Annotated in this window: 15 protein-coding genes; 8 read left to right on the top strand and 7 right to left on the bottom strand. The window is 65.3% G+C overall.

Annotated elements, in window-relative coordinates; all coding sequences use genetic code 11:
* Positions 1-70: 70 nt before the first annotated feature.
* The 4 genes from VX159_RS07550 to VX159_RS07535 are packed head-to-tail and all read right to left on the bottom strand — an operon-like array spanning position 71 to position 4,482.
* Positions 71-922, bottom strand: a complete 852-nt coding sequence (locus tag VX159_RS07550) for a uracil-DNA glycosylase family protein (RefSeq protein WP_371325362.1) — start codon at positions 920-922, stop codon at positions 71-73.
* A complete protein-coding gene (gene rimI, locus VX159_RS07545; RefSeq protein WP_371325361.1) occupies positions 919-1,380 on the bottom strand; it encodes a ribosomal protein S18-alanine N-acetyltransferase in 462 nt (153 codons plus the stop codon). The genes VX159_RS07550 and rimI overlap by 4 nt, the downstream gene beginning before the upstream one ends.
* Positions 1,377-2,078 (bottom strand): tRNA (adenosine(37)-N6)-threonylcarbamoyltransferase complex dimerization subunit type 1 TsaB, encoded by a 702-nt coding sequence (gene tsaB, locus VX159_RS07540; protein WP_371325360.1) that lies wholly within the window; start codon positions 2,076-2,078, stop codon positions 1,377-1,379. Before tsaB ends, rimI begins: the two co-directional genes overlap by 4 nt.
* A 10-nt stretch (positions 2,079-2,088) precedes the next feature.
* Positions 2,089-4,482, bottom strand: coding sequence for an ATP-binding protein (locus VX159_RS07535; RefSeq protein ID WP_371325359.1), 2,394 nt, complete (start codon positions 4,480-4,482; stop codon positions 2,089-2,091).
* A 167-nt stretch (positions 4,483-4,649) separates the two neighbouring features.
* Here VX159_RS07535 and VX159_RS07530 point away from each other — a divergent pair, with 167 nt between their 5' ends.
* Together VX159_RS07530 and sbcD are read left to right on the top strand one after the other, a co-directional pair.
* Positions 4,650-5,225 (top strand): hypothetical protein, encoded by a 576-nt coding sequence (locus VX159_RS07530; protein ID WP_371325358.1) that lies wholly within the window; start codon positions 4,650-4,652, stop codon positions 5,223-5,225.
* A 58-nt stretch (positions 5,226-5,283) separates the two neighbouring features.
* Complete coding sequence (gene sbcD, locus VX159_RS07525; RefSeq protein ID WP_371325357.1) at positions 5,284-6,546, top strand: exonuclease subunit SbcD; 1,263 nt, start codon at positions 5,284-5,286, stop codon at positions 6,544-6,546.
* Between the two features lie 12 nt (positions 6,547-6,558).
* On the opposite strand, the gene VX159_RS07520 is transcribed toward sbcD, so the two are convergent.
* A complete protein-coding gene (locus tag VX159_RS07520) occupies positions 6,559-7,452 on the bottom strand; it encodes a LysR substrate-binding domain-containing protein (protein ID WP_371325356.1) in 894 nt (297 codons plus the stop codon).
* 103 nt (positions 7,453-7,555) lie between these two features.
* Here VX159_RS07520 and VX159_RS07515 point away from each other — a divergent pair, with 103 nt between their 5' ends.
* Together VX159_RS07515 and VX159_RS07510 are read left to right on the top strand one after the other, a co-directional pair.
* The gene (locus VX159_RS07515; RefSeq protein ID WP_371325355.1) at positions 7,556-7,951 is read left to right on the top strand and encodes a 4-oxalocrotonate tautomerase family protein; all 396 of its coding nucleotides are present in this window, start codon (positions 7,556-7,558) and stop codon (positions 7,949-7,951) included.
* Positions 7,952-7,968: 17 nt separating this feature from the next.
* On the top strand, positions 7,969-8,817 hold the full coding sequence (locus VX159_RS07510) for a DMT family transporter (protein WP_371325354.1): 849 nt from the start codon (positions 7,969-7,971) through the stop codon (positions 8,815-8,817).
* 55 nt (positions 8,818-8,872) lie between these two features.
* Here VX159_RS07510 and VX159_RS07505 read toward each other — a convergent pair whose 3' ends face one another.
* Entirely contained in the window at positions 8,873-9,346 is a 474-nt protein-coding gene (locus VX159_RS07505; protein WP_371325353.1) for an Rrf2 family transcriptional regulator, read from the bottom strand.
* Here VX159_RS07505 and VX159_RS07500 point away from each other — a divergent pair.
* Together VX159_RS07500 and ccoG are read left to right on the top strand one after the other, a co-directional pair.
* The gene (locus VX159_RS07500; RefSeq protein ID WP_371325352.1) at positions 9,345-9,488 is read left to right on the top strand and encodes a hypothetical protein; all 144 of its coding nucleotides are present in this window, start codon (positions 9,345-9,347) and stop codon (positions 9,486-9,488) included. The genes VX159_RS07505 and VX159_RS07500 overlap by 2 nt on opposite strands.
* Before the next feature lie 61 nt (positions 9,489-9,549).
* Complete coding sequence (ccoG, locus tag VX159_RS07495) at positions 9,550-10,959, top strand: cytochrome c oxidase accessory protein CcoG (protein ID WP_371325351.1); 1,410 nt, start codon at positions 9,550-9,552, stop codon at positions 10,957-10,959.
* Between the two features lie 120 nt (positions 10,960-11,079).
* Here ccoG and VX159_RS07490 read toward each other — a convergent pair whose 3' ends face one another.
* Positions 11,080-11,994 (bottom strand): EamA family transporter, encoded by a 915-nt coding sequence (locus VX159_RS07490; RefSeq protein ID WP_371325350.1) that lies wholly within the window; start codon positions 11,992-11,994, stop codon positions 11,080-11,082.
* 72 nt (positions 11,995-12,066) lie between these two features.
* Between VX159_RS07490 and VX159_RS07485 the strand changes: the two genes are divergently transcribed.
* Together VX159_RS07485 and VX159_RS07480 are read left to right on the top strand one after the other, a co-directional pair.
* Positions 12,067-12,570 carry a MarR family winged helix-turn-helix transcriptional regulator gene (locus VX159_RS07485; RefSeq protein WP_371325349.1) on the top strand — a complete coding sequence of 168 codons (504 nt, stop codon included), beginning with the start codon at positions 12,067-12,069 and terminating at the stop codon, positions 12,568-12,570.
* A complete protein-coding gene (locus VX159_RS07480) occupies positions 12,567-16,241 on the top strand; it encodes an AAA family ATPase (protein ID WP_371325348.1) in 3,675 nt (1,224 codons plus the stop codon). Before VX159_RS07485 ends, VX159_RS07480 begins: the two co-directional genes overlap by 4 nt.
* Positions 16,242-16,271 lie beyond the last annotated feature (30 nt).

The following is a 16,271-nucleotide window of genomic DNA, read 5'->3' as shown; positions in this document are numbered from 1 at the left end:
TCAGCTGCTGGCTATTAGCTGCCAGCTATTGGTTGAAGATCAAAGCCGGGATGTTTTTTTCACACCCCGGTCAAAACATCAGACGGGTAAGCTCTTCGCTTTGCGATTGTTGCCGTAGCGTACGGCGGGCCAAGAGCAGGTCTTCCCAGGCCTTGGCCTTGTCTGGCAGGTTACGCAGCAAATAGGCTGGGTGATAGGTGACGACAACCGGAATCCCCTGGTAGTCGCGCACCTGGCCACGCAGCGAGGCCAGCGATTTATCTTCGTGCAGGACGCTATGCACCGCCGCCTTACCCAGCAGGACGATGATCTTGGGTTTGAGCAGCGCGATCTGGCGCTCAAGAAATGGCCGGCAGGTGGCCATTTCCGTCGCGTCCGGGGTGCGATTTCCGGGTGGCCGGCACTTCACCGCATTGGCAATATAGACTTTCTCGCCGCGCTTGAGATCGAGCGCGGCCAGCATGTTGTCAAGCAGTTTCCCCGCCTGTCCAACGAAAGGCTCACCCCGCGCATCCTCTTCGGCCCCCGGCCCCTCGCCGATGAACAGCCAATCCGGATTGAGGTCGCCCACCCCGGCCACCGCCTGCTGACGCTGCTGGCACAGGACGCAGGCCCGACAGGCTGCAATCTGCTGCTGCAACTCCGGCCAGCCGGCACCGCCAAGCGCAGCGGAAACGGCTGCCTCAACTGGCGTTGCGGCAGCCGGCTTGCTGGCTGGTACGGCCGGCGGCTGATCAGACAAGCCTGCGCCTGGCAAATCCCCCACAGCCCGAGCACCAGTTCCGACGCTTTCCGGCTCGGGCCTGGCCAAAGCATCAGGCGCCGCCGTCGCCGCCAGTTCTTCCTCTCGCTGCGGCTGACGCAGGACCCAGATCGGACCAATGCCCATCTCCTGCAGCATTTGCTCGCGGCTCAGGCTCATGCCAGGTCCTTGTCGAAGATCAACGCATCCTCGCGGCCGTCGGATGCCGGGTAATAGCCCTTGCGCAGACCGATCTGGCGAAAGCCGAAATGCCGATACAACTCGACTGCCCGTGCATTGCTCGGACGTACTTCAAGAAACAGGCGCGAGGCACCGTGCTGCCGGGCATGCTCCATCACCCGGCGCAACAGCTGGGCACCGCAGCCCAGCCCCTGATGACTGCGCGCAACGCCAATATTGAGCAGGTGCGCCTCGTCGATCACCAGCATTGCCACCGAAAAACCGACCAGTTCGCCGCCAAGCAGGCACACCCAGATGCTGTGTCCGACTTTCAGGGAATCGAGAAAATTGCCACGTGACCAGGGAAATGCCTGTAGTTCGGCCTCCAGTGCCGCAACCCGGTCGAGATCCTGCTCGACCATCGGCCGAAACTCGGCTTGCAAAGACAGCAGGCTCACGCCTTCCCTCCTTCGGCAAGGCGCTCGGCCACCGTTTTGGCAACCTTGTCGCGGATGTACAGCGGCGCAGCCAGTGCGGCATCGATCCCTTCTCCGGCCGCCACGCGCGGGGCCGCCAGGGCGGCGACCACGGCTGCACGCGGCAGACAGCCGGCTTCCACGGTCAACCCGGCCGCCAGCAGTTTTTCCTGCAAGACCGGATAAGCGGTCAGCGCATTGCCGCAGGCATGCCAGCCGGCCAGGCTGGCGAGTTCGATCGCTTCCGGACGCTGCACGCGAATTTCCGCAAGCAATTGCGGGCATCCGGTCGAGCCTGGCCGGTATGGCGCAAGATATACCTCGCCCATGCGCGCATCGAGCAAGGCCAGAACCTGTTGCCCGGGCGCCGGACGGCTGGTGGCCACCATTGTCTCCAGGCTCACCACCGGCAGCAAAGGCGTACCAGCCACCATCGCGAGTCCCTGGGCGGCGCCGCAAGCAACCCGCAAGCCGGTGAAAGCACCGGGGCCGCAGCCAAAAGCGATCGCATCGAGATCGGCGATACCGACCGCAGCGCCAGCCAGCAAATCCCGCACCAGCGGCAGCAAGGTTTCGGAGTGCGGCCGCCCCGGCGGGCAGATGCGTTCAGTCACTTCACCGTCGCGCCACAGCGCGCAGGTACCGAAGTCGGTCGAGGTTTCGAGAGCAAGAATCAGCATGTCCCGGATTTTACCGGAGTCCCGCAACTCCCGCCGTTGCCGGCAACCATTTGAGCAAGATGCGGGTCATCTGCTGGGGCTGAACCGGTTTGCCGATATGGTCGTTCATCCCCGCCGCCAGGCAGGTTTCACGATCTTCGGCAAAAGCATTCGCAGTCAGTGCGATGATCGGCGTGGCCGCCTGTCCGGACAGACAACGAATGGCGCGGGTGGCGTCGAGCCCGTTGAGGCGGGGCATCTGCATATCCATCAGGATCAGGTCATAACACTGCTGCCCGGCCATGCGCACGGCCTCCTCGCCATCACCGGCGCAATCAACCGCAAAGCCGTAATCGGTCAGCAGGCAGCTGGCAACTTCGCGGTTGATCGGCTCATCCTCGACCAGCAGCAGACGCCGGCCGACGGCCAGTTCGCGCAAGCGGTGCTCATCGGCGACCGGCTCGGAAAGCATCCCCGTACAATCGGCAGGCGACGCCTCTATCGGCAGATCGACGGTGAAATGGAACACACTCCCGACTCCCGGCTGGCTGGAAAAATCGATTTCGCCGCCCATCAGGCCAACCAGGCGTTTGCAGATCGCCAGCCCGAGGCCGGTTCCACCATATTTGCGGGTCATCGACCCATCGGCTTGCTCGAAAGCCGAGAACAGCCGCCCGGCATCCTCGGGAGTGATCCCGATCCCGGTATCGCTGACCGAGAAACGAAGTGGCCAGCGTTGGCCTTGAGCCGGCCCGAGCGGCTCGACGCGCAGGCTGACAACACCGCGTTCGGTGAATTTGATCGCGTTGCCGAGCAGATTGATCAGAATCTGCTCAAGCCGGAATGGATCGCCGAGCAACCAGCATCCCCGTAACTCGGGCGCCAGTTCCTGCCGGAGTTGCAGCTGTTTGTCCGCAGCCCGCCCGGCAACCAAGCCACAAACGCTGTCGCACAACTCATCGAGAGCAAACGGGCGTTGCTCGAGTCGCAAATGTTCGGCCTCGATCTTGGTCAGATCGAGAATGTCGTTGATGACCCCGAGCAAATGCTGCGAAGCGCGGTCGATCTTGCCCAACTGCTCACGCAGGGCCGGGTCCTCAGTACGTCGTAGAGCAATCCCGGTCAACCCCATGATGGCATTCATCGGCGTCCGCAGCTCATGGCTCATGTTGGCCAGGAAGGTGGTTTTTGCCCGACTGGCGGACTCCGCCTGCTCCTTGGCCACCGACAGATCGGCAGTACGGGCCGCGACCAGGGTTTCCAGATGCTCGCGGTAACGCGCCAGTTCCGCCTCGGCCTCCTTGCGCCCACTGATGTCACGAACAATCCCCAGCGCCTGCCGCCGACCGCCAAGACTGACTGTCGAAACCGACAGCTCGATCGGAAACACCTCGCCATTCTTGCGTCGGGCAAGACTTTCGAAAGTGCGACCAAGGAGCGGCCCGTTACCACTCTCGGCAAAATGCGCCAGCCCCCGGCGTGCCGCCGCCAGTTGTTCCTGGGGCGCCAGCAACAGATGCATCTCGCGCCCCAGGACCTCTTCTGCGGCATAGCCGAAAACATCGCTCGCAGCCGGGTTCCAGAAGGTCAGCAGACCGCTGGCATCGATCATCAGCATCGGATCTTGCGCCGAGGTGGTGATCAGGCGGAATTTCTCCTCGCTTTCGGCCAGTTCTCGCGTCCGCTCCTCAATCATCTGGTGCAGGCGGGTCTGGTGCTGTACCAGTTCCTGGCTGGTCGCCTGCAGGCGACCGATCACCGAACGCACATGACGAATAAATGGATGAAAAATCAGCAGGGCTTCAAGCAGCAACAAGAACAGGGTGAGCAGCCAGAATGCGGTTTCCGCCTGCTGCAGTTCGGCAATTGCCGCCTCGCCCTCGCGCTGATACTGGCGCACCGCGCCGTCAAGCTGGCGCAACAACTGGTTAGGGGCCAGTTCGGTGATGAACTGCAGGAGCACATGATCTGCTTGCAGGGCGCTGTCGGGCAAGCGCAGCAGTTCGTCAACTGCGGCCAGATATGACTGGACCAGGGAGTCCAGCCCCTGATCGGGCGCGAAATAGAGGTGTCGGACCGTCGCCGACATGCCGGCCGGCAAACCCAGCGCCCGATCCCCATGGGTCAGGCCATGATGCGAGCGCGCCATCAGGTCGGCTGCCTCCTGTAATCGGGTACGCAAGGCAGGCCGCTGCTCCGGCGGAGCCGCCACCAGCAGATTGGCGAACAAGGCTGTACGCTGGCTGAGCATCCGCTGCCGACCGCTGACATTAACCACGGCGGCTGTACTCTGCTGGCTTTCAATCACCAGATGCAGACTGAACCAGGCAGCAGTCGACAGGGAGGCCACCAATACCAGCGCAATGATGTAGCGCCAGGTCAGCGCCCGGGCAACGCCCAACTCACGCCCCCCGTCATCGGCCATGCTTCCTCCCCGCCCGAAGCTAACTCCGGGTATTTGAACATTCAACTTGGCTAATTCTACTACTAAAGTAGGATGCCTCGTCAGCAGGCTCCTACTCCCGGCGACCCTCACCTCCTCGGTTACGCAAAAAATTGACAAAAGCATAATCATTGCCAATCATCGGCAACATGCCGGTTTCCGCCCCCCAACCGACCCCGTTGCCACCCCGTCGCCGTCTGCTGCTGGCCGGGGCTGCTTCCTTGCTGCTGCACCTTTTTTTCCTGCGCCCAGCGCAGACTCCGCCCGCCCCGGGGACGCGCCTGACCGGGACCCTGCATCCCTCTCGCCCGCCCTCCCGGAATACCCCGGCCAGCCCGGTGCAACGGTCAGCAGCGCCGCGTCAGCCACACCGTCCGGCCAAGACTCGCAGCGAGCCGGCAACTGGCGCCGCCCCGGCAGAGGACGGAACGATGCCACTCAGCGATCTGCAACTGGCCGCTTACCGCCTGGCGCTCTACCAAGCCCTGCCGGAAGACCGCACCCTGCTCGCCAGCGCAATCGGAGAGTGGCAGGGCGAGGCAGCGTTGATCCTGAGCCTGGGCCCGGATGCCAAGCCGGTGCTGGATCAGGGCAGAAATCTGCCGCCGGCGCTGGCCGCAACCCTGCATCGCCTGACCCTGGATGCACTGCACTCATGCCCGCAGCCGCCTCCGCTATCGGCGCGCACACCGACGATCATGCTGGCCTACCGGATTGCCGGCTGAGCTTCCCCCGAACCGGGGCGGCCACTAGAATCCCGTTTCCTTCGCTTACGGACCGCGCATGCGTCTTCTTCACACTTCCGACTGGCACTTCGGTCAGCACTTCATGGGCAAGAGCCGGCAGGCCGAGCATGCCGCGCTGATCGACTGGCTATTGCAACAAGTCGACGCCGAACAGATCGACGCGGTGATTATCGCCGGCGACATTTTCGATACTGGCACCCCGCCCTCCTACGCCCGCGAGCTTTACCACCGGCTGGCACTGGGCCTGGCCGATGCCGGCGTCGGCCTGCTGCTGCTGGGTGGCAACCACGACTCGCCGGCAGTCTTGAGCGAAAGCCGGGAACTGCTCGAACGCCTCGGCGTCATCACCCTGCCCGCGCTGACCAGCGGCGAAGACCCGAACGTTGCGGTCAAGGTCTTGCGGCAACGCGACGGACAGCCCGGCTGCGTGGTCTGCGCCCTTCCCTACATCCGCCCGCGCGATGTACTGAGCAGCCAGGCCGGACAAAGCGCCGAAAGCAAGCAGGAATCACTGCAACAGGCGATTGCCGCACGCTATGCCACGGTCCACGCCGCCGCCCGGCAAAAAGCCGAACAGCTCGCCGCCGCAATCGGCCGCCCGCTGCCGCTGGTGGCGACCGGCCACCTGACCACCGTCGGCGCCAGCCGCAGCGAATCGGTGCGCGAAATCTACGTCGGCAGCCTCGATGCCTTCCCGACCGCCGCCTTTCCGCCGGTGGCCTACATCGCTCTCGGCCACATCCACCGGCCGCAACGGGTTGGCGGGCTCGAACACATCCGCTACAGCGGCTCGCCCTTGCCGCTCAGCTTCGACGAAGCCGGACAACAGAAGGAAATGCTCTGCGTGGACCTCGATGCCGGGGGACTGCGGCAGGTCTGGCCGCTGGCCGTTCCGCGTTTCCAGCCCTTGCAGGCCTTGCGCTGCAGTCTTGCCGAATTGCCCACGGCGCTGGCAACTGCGGTCGGCCAGGCCGATGCCACAGGCCGCCTGGCCTTGCCCGGCCCACCGCCCTTGTGGCTGGAAATTGCGATCAGCGGCGAGAGCGGTCTCGCTGACCTGCCGGCTCGGGTGCAAGCAGCCTGCGCCGAATGGCCGGTCGAAGTGCTGCGCATCCGCCGCCTGCGCGAAACCAGCAGCGGGATTGAGCGAATGGCCCAGGAAACGCTGGAGGAGTTGAGCCCGGACGAAGTGCTCAAGCGCCGCCTGGCACAGGAAGAACTGGCGCCCGAACAACTTGCCGAATTGCAGGCGCGCTACCGGATCGTGGTCGATCAATTGACTGCCAATGCTGTCGACTAGGCGGCTTTTCGCTCAGGCCAGCTGGGCCGCCGGGGCCAGAGCGACTGCCAGGGCGGCAATCCAGGCCTCGCCGGGCGCCCCCGCCCCGCTCCCGGTCTCGGCCAGCAAACGCGCGCGCGGCAAGGGCGGCAAAATCTTCCCGGCACACTGCTGCACCGCGACCAGGCCGTCTCCCAGCTGGCTGGCCGGCAACAGCCCCAGCCCGAGGCCATGGCGCAGCGCGTGGCGCAAGCCGGTCAGACTGCTGCCGTGGTAATGCACCTGCCAACGGTAGCCGGCTTGTGCCAGCGCCGCCGTTGCCGCCAGCCGGAACACGCAGTTTTCACCAAACAGCGCCAGCGGCAAAGCATCATCAACCAACCCCAGGCTATCGCGGTAAGCCTCCCCGGCCACCCAGCACAAGGGTTCATCGCGCAGCAGCCGGGCCGTCGGCGGCAGCGCCGTGGCGCAATCCTTGTACACCGCCAGATCGAGCCGACCTTCTGTCAGCGCGGCCCGCACCCGGGCGGCCGGGTCGGCCTGGAGGCTTAGCCGAAGCAAGGGGTAACGGGTGCGAAAAGCCTGCAGCGCCGGAGCAAATGCCGACTCCATCAACTCTTCGGGCAAGCCGATGCGCAAGCTGCCAACCACGCTGCGGCAACTGATGGCAGCGCAAGCCTCGTCGTTGAGACGCAACAACTGCCGGGCGTAGCCGAGCAAGGCCAAGCCCTCGGCGGTCGGCCCATCGACCCGGCCCTGGACGCGTTTCACCAGGGTCTGGCCGAGACTGCTTTCGAGCCGTTTCAGTTGCAGGCTGACTGCCGACTGGCTGCGCCCCAATTGCTCGGCCGCCAGCGAAAAGCCCCCGTGGTCGACAATCGCCATCAGCGTGCGCAAGCCATCCAGATCGAGAGAACGCCAGGTCATGGTCACAAAATTTAAAAATCAAATTAATAACCAGTATTAATCAATTTTTTAAATATAACTAGCAGATTTACAGTGGGCCACCCTCAAACCACCGGAGCTCGCCATGCCCTATCTGCAACTGACCCTGAACCGCCCGCTCGCCACCGACCAACAACAAACCCTGGCAGCGGCGGCTACCCGCCTGCTCAGCGAACAGCTCGGAAAACGCGGCGAAGTGACGGCGGTCCGCATCGAACAACGCGAGGCCGCCTGGTTCATCGCCGGCAAGCCGGTCGCTGCACCCTGGCAAGCCTGCCACGGCGAAGTCTGCATCACCGCCGGCAGCAACCGGGCGGAGGAAAAAGCCGCCTTCATCGCCGCCCTGAACGCCTTGCTCGAACGCGAATGCGGCCCGCTGGCAGAAGCCAGCTATCTGGTGATCCGCGAAATTCCTGCCGAAAACTGGGGTTACGCCGGCCAGACCCAGGCCGCCCGCCGCCTTGCCCAGCCTCGCCTGTAAGCCTGGGGAATACACGCATGCCCCTGACCGCTCTCGGTTTTGCGCTGCTCTCGGGCAGCGGCTTCGTCGGCGCCCGGCTGGGACTGCCGCATGCCGGCCCCTTTGCTTTTCTCGCCCTGCGTTTTGCTCTGGCCGCCCTGCTGCTCGCCGGGCTCGCCCGCCTGGTGGGCGCGCCGTGGCCGCAAAGTTGGCGGGCGGGACGAGACTATGCCCTGGCCGGCCTGCTCGGCGTCGGCCTGTTTTCACTGGGCGTCTTTCACAGTATCGCCGGCGGCGTGCCGGCGGCAGTTTCGGCATTGATCATCGCGCTGCAACCACTGCTAATCGCAGTACTCGCCCCCTGGCTGCTCGGCGAACGCCTTGGCCTCCGGCAAGGCCTCGGCCTGCTGCTCGGTCTGGCCGGCGTCGCCCTGGTCCTCGCGCCCGGCCAGGGGGAACAGCCCCTGCCGGTCAGTGCGCTGGCGGCATCCTTCTTCGGCCTGTTCGCGCTGTGCGCCGGGAATCTGTATCAGAAAGCCCGCTGCGCAGCGATGCATCCCTTTTCCGGCGGCAGCCTGCAGTGCCTGATCAGCACGATGGTGTGCGCCATCGGCTGGTGGTGGTATGAGCCCGAGCCGGTGCGCTGGCACAGCGAGTTCGTGCTGGCGCTGAGTTGGATGAGCGTGATCGTTTCGGCCGGCGCAGTCAGCCTGCTGGTCCTGCTGATCCGCCAAGGGCAAATCAGCCAGGTCGCCGGCTGGTTCTACCTGCTTCCGGTTGCCGCCGCGCTACTCGACTGGCTGCTTTTCGGACACGGACTGAGCGGCAGCCAGTGGCTGGGTATCGTGATCGCCGGCAGCGGCGTGTGGTGGACCACCCGGCATTGAGTTTTTGCCGATGTTCACGGTCGACCGTGAACATCGGCATTTTTGCTGCCGGCACTCAATCGGCAGCGGTCTGGCCGGCTTGCCGCCGGCCGCCGATGGCCGCCACCGGCACATGCAGGATTTCGTGCTGCTTGGGCGATAGCAGATCGGCCAGGGTCTGCTGGTCGAGGCTGGCGAGAAAGGCGTCCAGCGCATTGCCAAGCACCGAGCGCAAGCGGCAGCTGCCGGTCAGCAGGCAGCGACTGCCGGTATCGAAGCACTCGACCAGGGCCAGATCGTTTTCCATGTCGCGCACCACCCGGCCGATTCCGATCTGCGTTGCCGGCCGCGCCAGACGCAGGCCGCCACCCTTGCCACGCTGGCCTTCGACATAGCCGCTGCGGATCAGCTGGTTGACCACTTTCATCATATGGCTGCGCGAAACCTCGAAGCGCTCCGAGATTTCCTGGATCGTCGCCAGACGATGCTGATTGGCGCCGAGATAGATCAGGACGCGCAAGGCATAGTCGGTGTGCAGGGTGATATGCATGCCGGTAATCGAAGTAATGACCCGGCCAGTATATACGCAGGCACCACCAAAGATTGATATTGATTACCTCTTTGGATTAGCAAAAGCGGCAAATCCAGTTGCTTCGGCATGGGGTGCAAGCTACCATAAAGAGGAATTTTAAATTCATATTTAAGACTTTGCTTATCCTCGCCCGGCGAGGATGCAATTTTCTGCGAGTCCGCATGTCAGCCACCCCGCCCCCGAGAAAAGTCATCGAGATCAAGCCTGCCGGCGACCCCGAAGCCAAGGTTTACCCGCGCTCGGTCGACGGCCCCTTCACCCGCTGGCGCTGGTTTTTCGTCTGGCTGACGCAAATCGTCTTCTACGGCGTCTGCTGGATTCCCTGGGACGGCCGCCAGGCGGTGCTGTTCGACATCGACGCGCGCAAGTTTTATCTCTTCGACCTGGTGCTGTGGCCGCAGGACACCATTTACCTGGTGATCCTGATGATCATCGGCGCGCTGGCGCTATTCCTGTTCACCGCCGTCGCCGGGCGCATCTGGTGCGGCTACAGTTGCCCGCAAACGGTCTATACCGAAATCTTCCTGTGGATCGAGAAGAAGATCGAAGGCGATCGTTCGCAACGGATCAAGCTCGACGCCCAGCCATGGAACGCCCGCAAGCTCACGGTCAAGGGCGGCAAGCACCTGGCCTGGTCGCTGTTCGCGCTGTGGACCGGAATCACCTTCGTCGGCTACTTCGTGCCGATCCGCGAACTGCTCGGCGAACTGATCAGCTTCAACGCCGGCGCCTGGTCGCTGTTCTGGGCGCTGTTCTACGGCTTCATGACCTACGGCAACGCCGGCTTCCTGCGCGAGCAGATGTGCCGGCAAATCTGCCCCTACGCCCGCTTCCAGTTCGTGATGCTCGACCCGGACACGCTGATCATCGCCTACGACGACCAGCGCGGCGACCCGCGCGGCGCCCGTCCCAAGGGCACCGACCCGAAGGCTGCCGGACTGGGCGACTGCGTCGATTGCGGTATCTGCGTACAGGTCTGCCCGACCGGGATCGACATCCGCGAAGGCCTGCAGAACGAGTGCATCGGCTGTGCCGCCTGCATCGATGCCTGCGACCAGGTGATGGACAAGCTCAACTACCCGCGCGGCCTGATCCGCTACTCGACCGAGAACGCGATCAGCCAGCGCTACACGCTCGGCACCGTGCTGCGCCGGGCCTTGCGGCCGCGCGTTCTGGTCTATGCGCTGCTGCTCTGCGGCCTGACCATTGCCACCGCCTGGTCGCTGGCGACCCGCCCGGTGCTGCGCGTCGAAATTCAGAAAGACGACCGCACCGCGCTGGCCCGCGAGGCCGACGACGGCCTGATCGAAAACACTTTCCGCCTGCGCATCCTCAATGCCAGCCACGTCGCCCGCCAGCTCAGCGTCGGGTTGGCCGAAGACAAGGGACTCCAGATTGCCGGCGAAACCGCGCTGACTGTCCCGGCCGGCGAATACGGCAGCCTGACCCTGACCATCCGCGCCGAACCCGGCAGCCTGCCGCAAGGTCCGAACCGGATCGATTTCCAGGTCAGCGACCGCAACGACAGCAAGATCGGCGCCCAGGAAAAATCCAAATTCTGGATGCCGTAGGAAAACCGTTCCCCCCATCCGCCCGGCAAGCCCCGGGCGGCGTTCTCTTTTTCCCTGGCTACACGCTTTTACGGTCGACCGGAAAAATTGGCGATTTTCAGGCGTCGTGCCACCGTCTGGTCAAGCCCCCCCCGGCCCGGCACACTGGATCAGCACCACACTGGCGAGTACCAGCGCCATCCCCGACCATGCGCCCACCCCCAATGTCTGCCCCAGCACCAGCCAGCCGAGCACGCTGGCACAGAGCGGACTGAGCAACCCCAATGCCGAGGCTGCCAGCGGCGACAAGCGGGCCAGACCACGAAACCACAAACTGTAGGCCAGCGCCGAACCGGCCAGCGACAAATAGACATAGGCCGCAAGCTGAGTGCCGCTCAACGGCGGCAGCGCCGCTTCGCCGCTTAACGCCAGCGGCAACAGCAGCAGTCCGCCCAGCACCAACTGCCAACCCGTGGCAGCCAGTACCGGCATGCCGAGGTGCCAGCGCCGGACCAGCCAGGTGCCCAGCGCCATGCCGGCGGCACCGACCAGCGCGGCAGCAACGCCCACGCCATTCCAGGCGGCTTGCGGCCCCAGGAGCAGCAAGGCCAGACCGGCAATGCCACCAACACTGCCCAACCAGGCCAGCAGCGCCGGGCGACGATCATCGACCAGCCAGCCCAGCAGCAGCAACAGTAGCGGCTGCACCGCCCCGAGCACCGCCGCCACACCGCCCGGCAAGCGAGCGGCAGCAACGAACAGCAAGGATTGAAAGACGGCGATGTTGAGCAAGGCCAGCACCCCCAGCCGCCACCACTCACCGGCCCGTGGCCGATACCGGCAGAACAGCAGCAGCAAGGCACCGGCCGGCAGCACGCGCAGCGCAGCCGTGGTCAGGGGTCGCTCCGGCGGCAGGATTTCGCTGCTGAGCAAATACGTCGTCCCCCATAGCAAAGGCGCCAAAGCGGTTAAGCAGGTATCGCGCAACCGGGTCGCAACACCGGGAGACACGGCAGGAGAAAATGCTTGTTGATCGCCGATCGCCAGCTTGCGCATCCAAATTACCTCTAATTCAAGATAATTTAGCCTAGCATATAATCTCGAAATCGAGACATTTTCCCGGTCACCATGAACCCGCCCCGCCCCACCGATGCTGTCGATCAGATTCTTGCCCAATGGCAAGAACACCGGCCTGACCTCGACACCCGCGCAATGGGGCCGCTCGGCCGCCTGAAGCGGGTGGCGGCGCTGCTCGACCGCGAACTGCGCACGACTTTTTCCAGCTTCGATCTGAGCCCTTGGGAATTCGACGTGCTCGCCACCCTGCGCCGCAGCGGCCCGCCCTACCGGCTGGCGCCAACCGCACTGTTCTCGGCGCTGATGGTCAGTTCGGGAACCATGACCCATCGCCTGCACGGGCTTGAACACCGTGGCTGGGTCAAACGCAGCCCGAATCCTGACGATGCCCGCAGCCTGATGGTCGAACTCAGCCCGCTGGGGCTGGAACGCATCGACGCCGCGCTTGCCGCCCACGTCGCCAACCTCGAACGCCTGCTCGCACCGCTGCCAGCGGCCGAGCGCGATGCGCTCGACCATGCCCTGTCCCTGTTGCTGAACCGCCTCGAAGCATGAAGATCCTCCGCCTGCGCCTGAAAAACCTGAATTCGCTGAAAGGCGAATGGGAGATCGACTTCACCCGGCCGCCGTTTGCCGACAACGGCCTGTTCGCCATCGTCGGCCCGACCGGCGCCGGCAAGTCGACGCTGCTCGACGCGATCTGCCTCGCGCTCTACCACCAGACGCCGCGCCTGAAGAGCATTTCGGCCGGCGACAACGACCTGATGACGCGGCACACCGCCGACTGCCTGGCCGAGGTCGAATTCGAGGTCAAAGGCGCGCATTACCGCGCCTTCTGGAGCCAGCGGCGCTCCCGCGACAAGGCCGACGGTGCGCTGCAGGCGCCCAGGGTCGAACTGTGCACCGGCAAGGGCGAAATCATCACCAGCCAGAGCAAGGAAAAACTGGAACAGATCGCCCGGATCACCGGCCTCGACTTCCCCCGCTTCACCAAGTCGATGCTGCTGGCGCAAGGCGGCTTTGCCGCCTTCCTCAACGCCAGCGCCAACGAACGCGCCGAACTGCTGGAAGAACTGACCGGCAGCGAAATCTACGGCCTGATTTCGCAACGGGTATTCGAGCAGGCCCGCGATGCCCGCGCCCGCGTCGCCCAGCTGCAGGCCCGCGCCGACGGCGTCGAACTGCTCGGCGAGGAAGCCCGCACGGCAGCCGAACAGGAACAGGTCGGCCTCGAACAGCGCCAGCAGCAGTTGCTCGTGCAGACGCAAACCCTGCACGCCCAACGCCAGTGGCGGCTTGACCTAGCCCGGGCCGAACAAGCACAGCAAGCCGCCAGCGAACGCCTGCGCCTAGCCCGGACCGCGCTTGCCGAGGCTGCCCCGGGCCTAGCCCGGCTGGCCGCCGGCGAGCCGGCGGCCCGACTGCAAGCGGTGCACGCCGCCAGGCTGGCTGCCGAACAAGCCCTGAGCGACAACCAGCGGCAAAGCAGTGAGATCGCCGGGCAGCAAGCCCGGTTGAGGCAAAGGCAAAACGCGGCGGCCAGCGCCGCCGCCAGCGCGGCCGGAACACTGGCCGAGCTGGCCGGGCAGCGGGTCCGCCACCTCGAAGACGAATGCCGGACGCTGACGCAATTCCTGAGCGAGCACGCCGGCCGTGCCCGGCTCGGCGAACAACTCGAAGGCTGGCAGCGCGACTTCGCCAGCCGCGACAAACTGCGGGCGCAGGCCGCGCAGCTGGCCGACGAAAGCCGGCAACTGGCCGGACAAAGCCTGCAGCAACAACAGGCCAGAGAACGGCAGCAAACCACGGTCAACCAGGCGGAACAGGCAAAAACCGCCGCCAGCCACCACCTGGCCCAGTGCGAACAGCAGCAACAAACCCGCCTGGGAGGCCGCCTCCTCAGCGAATGGCGACAAGCGGCCGAACAAGCCCGGCAAGCGCACGGCATCTGGCAGCAACTGGGCGAACTCGGCCAGCAACGCCAGGAACTCGCCACCACCGCCCGCCAGTTGCAAGCGCAGCGGCAAACCGGCGAACAAACCCGGCAGGCCCTCGAAACCGAACTGGCCGGCCTGCGCCAGCGCTACAAACTGCAAGCCGAGGCGGTGGCCGACAAGAAAAAGCTGCTGGCGCAGGAACAACGGATCAAGGACCTCGAAGCCTGGCGGCGCGAACTGCAAGCCGACAGCCCCTGCCCACTGTGCGGCGCAACCGAGCACCCCGCCGTCGCCGCCTATGCCTCGCTCGACCCGGACGCCACCGCACAAGCGCTGCAAGCCGCCGAAACCGCGCTCGAACAAACCCGCGAGGACGGCAACCGGGCCAAGGAAAAACTCGCCGCCCAGCAGGCCAGCCTGCAAGGCTGGCAAGCGCAACAAACCGAACTCGAACGCCACCTGCGCCGCTGGCAGGAATACTGGCAGACCCTAGCCGCCTCGCTACCGCCCGGTGGGGACAGCGCCGGAGTGCCAGGGAAAGAACTCTGGCAGGACCCGGCCGCACTGGCGGCCGCAAGCGCCGCAGCCGAACAGGCCAGCCAGACCAGCCGGCAAACCCTGCACGCCGCCGAGGCCGGCGAACAAAGCTTGCAGCAAGCCCGCCAGCAACAGGCCCAAAGCAACGAAGCCGTACTCAAGGCCACCAATGCGCTGGCCCTGCTCGACCAGGAAATCCAGAACCTCGCCCAGCGCCGGGCAGCACTGGACAAGGCGGCCGCAGACAACCGCCGGGCGCTGGCCGATCTCGACGCCGCATTGCAGGCCGATCTCGCTGCCGCCGGCCATAGCCTGCCGGACGAAGCCCACCTGGAAGCGACGGCCAACTGGCTGAGTCAACGCCAGGCCGAATGGCGCGACTGGCAACAGCGCCAGCAACGCCGCCACAGTCTGAGCGAGCAACTTGGCCGCGAGCAAGTCGCTGCCCAAACCGCCCGGGAAACCGCCGCCCGCTGGCAGGAAACCCTGGCCGCGCTGGCAACCCAGGATTTTTCCGATTTTTCACGGTCGACCGTAGACAACAGCGAAAACGCCGATGCCAGCCCGGCGCTCGGCCTGGGACCTGCCGAAGCGGCCGAGCCATTCGCCGAACCACCTGTGGAGCCGCTGGCCGAATCCGGCGCCGAAGCACACGCGGCCCGACTGGCTGCCGCCGAAAGCGCCTACGCCACGGCCAGCCAGGCCCTGGCCGCCAGCGACGGCCGCCGCCAGCAACTCGCCGAACAGGAGGCCGGCCTGCGCACCGCGCTCGCCGCCGCCCGCGAATCCTGGCAGCAGGCACTGGCCGCCAGCCCCTTTGCCGACGAAGAGGCCTACCGCGCCGCGCTGCTGACTACCGAGGAACGGCAAGCCCTGCAGCAACTCAAGGAAACGCGCGAACAAGCACTCAAGCAAGCCGAAGCCCTGCACGCCGCCGCCAGCGAACAACTCACCCGGCTGCGGGCCGAACGGCCGCCGGAATGGCCTGTTGCAGCGGCGCCAGCCGACGGTCTGGCGGATGCATCCGGGGCCGATTCAGACGGGAGTCCATCGGGCAATGTAAATGCGGTAGCCCCGCTACCTGATCTGGACACCCTGGAGCAGCAACTGACCAGGCTCGATCAGGAACGCCAGCAGCTTGCCGAACGCCTGGGCAGTCTGCGCACCCTGCTCGCCCGCGACCGGGAACTCCGCCAGGGCCAGCAAGCGCTGTTTGCCGAAATCGCCGCGCAGACCCGCGACAGCGATCTGTGGCAGCAGCTCGACGGCCTGATCGGCTCGGCCAAGGGCGACAAATTCCGCCGTTTCGCCCAAGGCCTGACCCTCGACCACCTGCTGCAACTTGCCAACCGCCATCTGCTCCGCCTGCATGCCCGCTACACCCTGCGGCGCAAAGGCAGCGGCGAACTGGAACTGGAGGTGGTCGACAACTGGCAAGGCGACGTCGCCCGCGATACCCGCACGCTTTCCGGCGGCGAAAGCTTCCTGGTCAGTCTGGCGCTGGCGCTGGCACTCTCCGATCTGGTCAGCCACAAAACCTCGATCGACTCGCTGTTCCTCGACGAAGGCTTTGGCACCCTTGACGGCGACACCCTCGACATCGCCCTGACCGCGCTCGACACGCTCAACGCCAGCGGCAAGACCATCGGCGTGATCAGCCACGTCGAGGCGCTCAAGGAACGCATCCCGGCGCAAATCCGCGTCGACAAGGGTGGCGGTGTCGGGCATTCGCGGCTGAGCATTGCCGGCTGACCCCTGGCCGGGTTGAACAAAGCGGCAGGC

This window comes from Dechloromonas sp. ZY10 (genome assembly GCF_041378895.1).
Taxonomy (GTDB): Bacteria; Pseudomonadota; Gammaproteobacteria; order Burkholderiales; family Rhodocyclaceae; genus Azonexus; species Azonexus aquae.
This window is presented reverse-complemented; position numbering and strand designations above follow the sequence as displayed.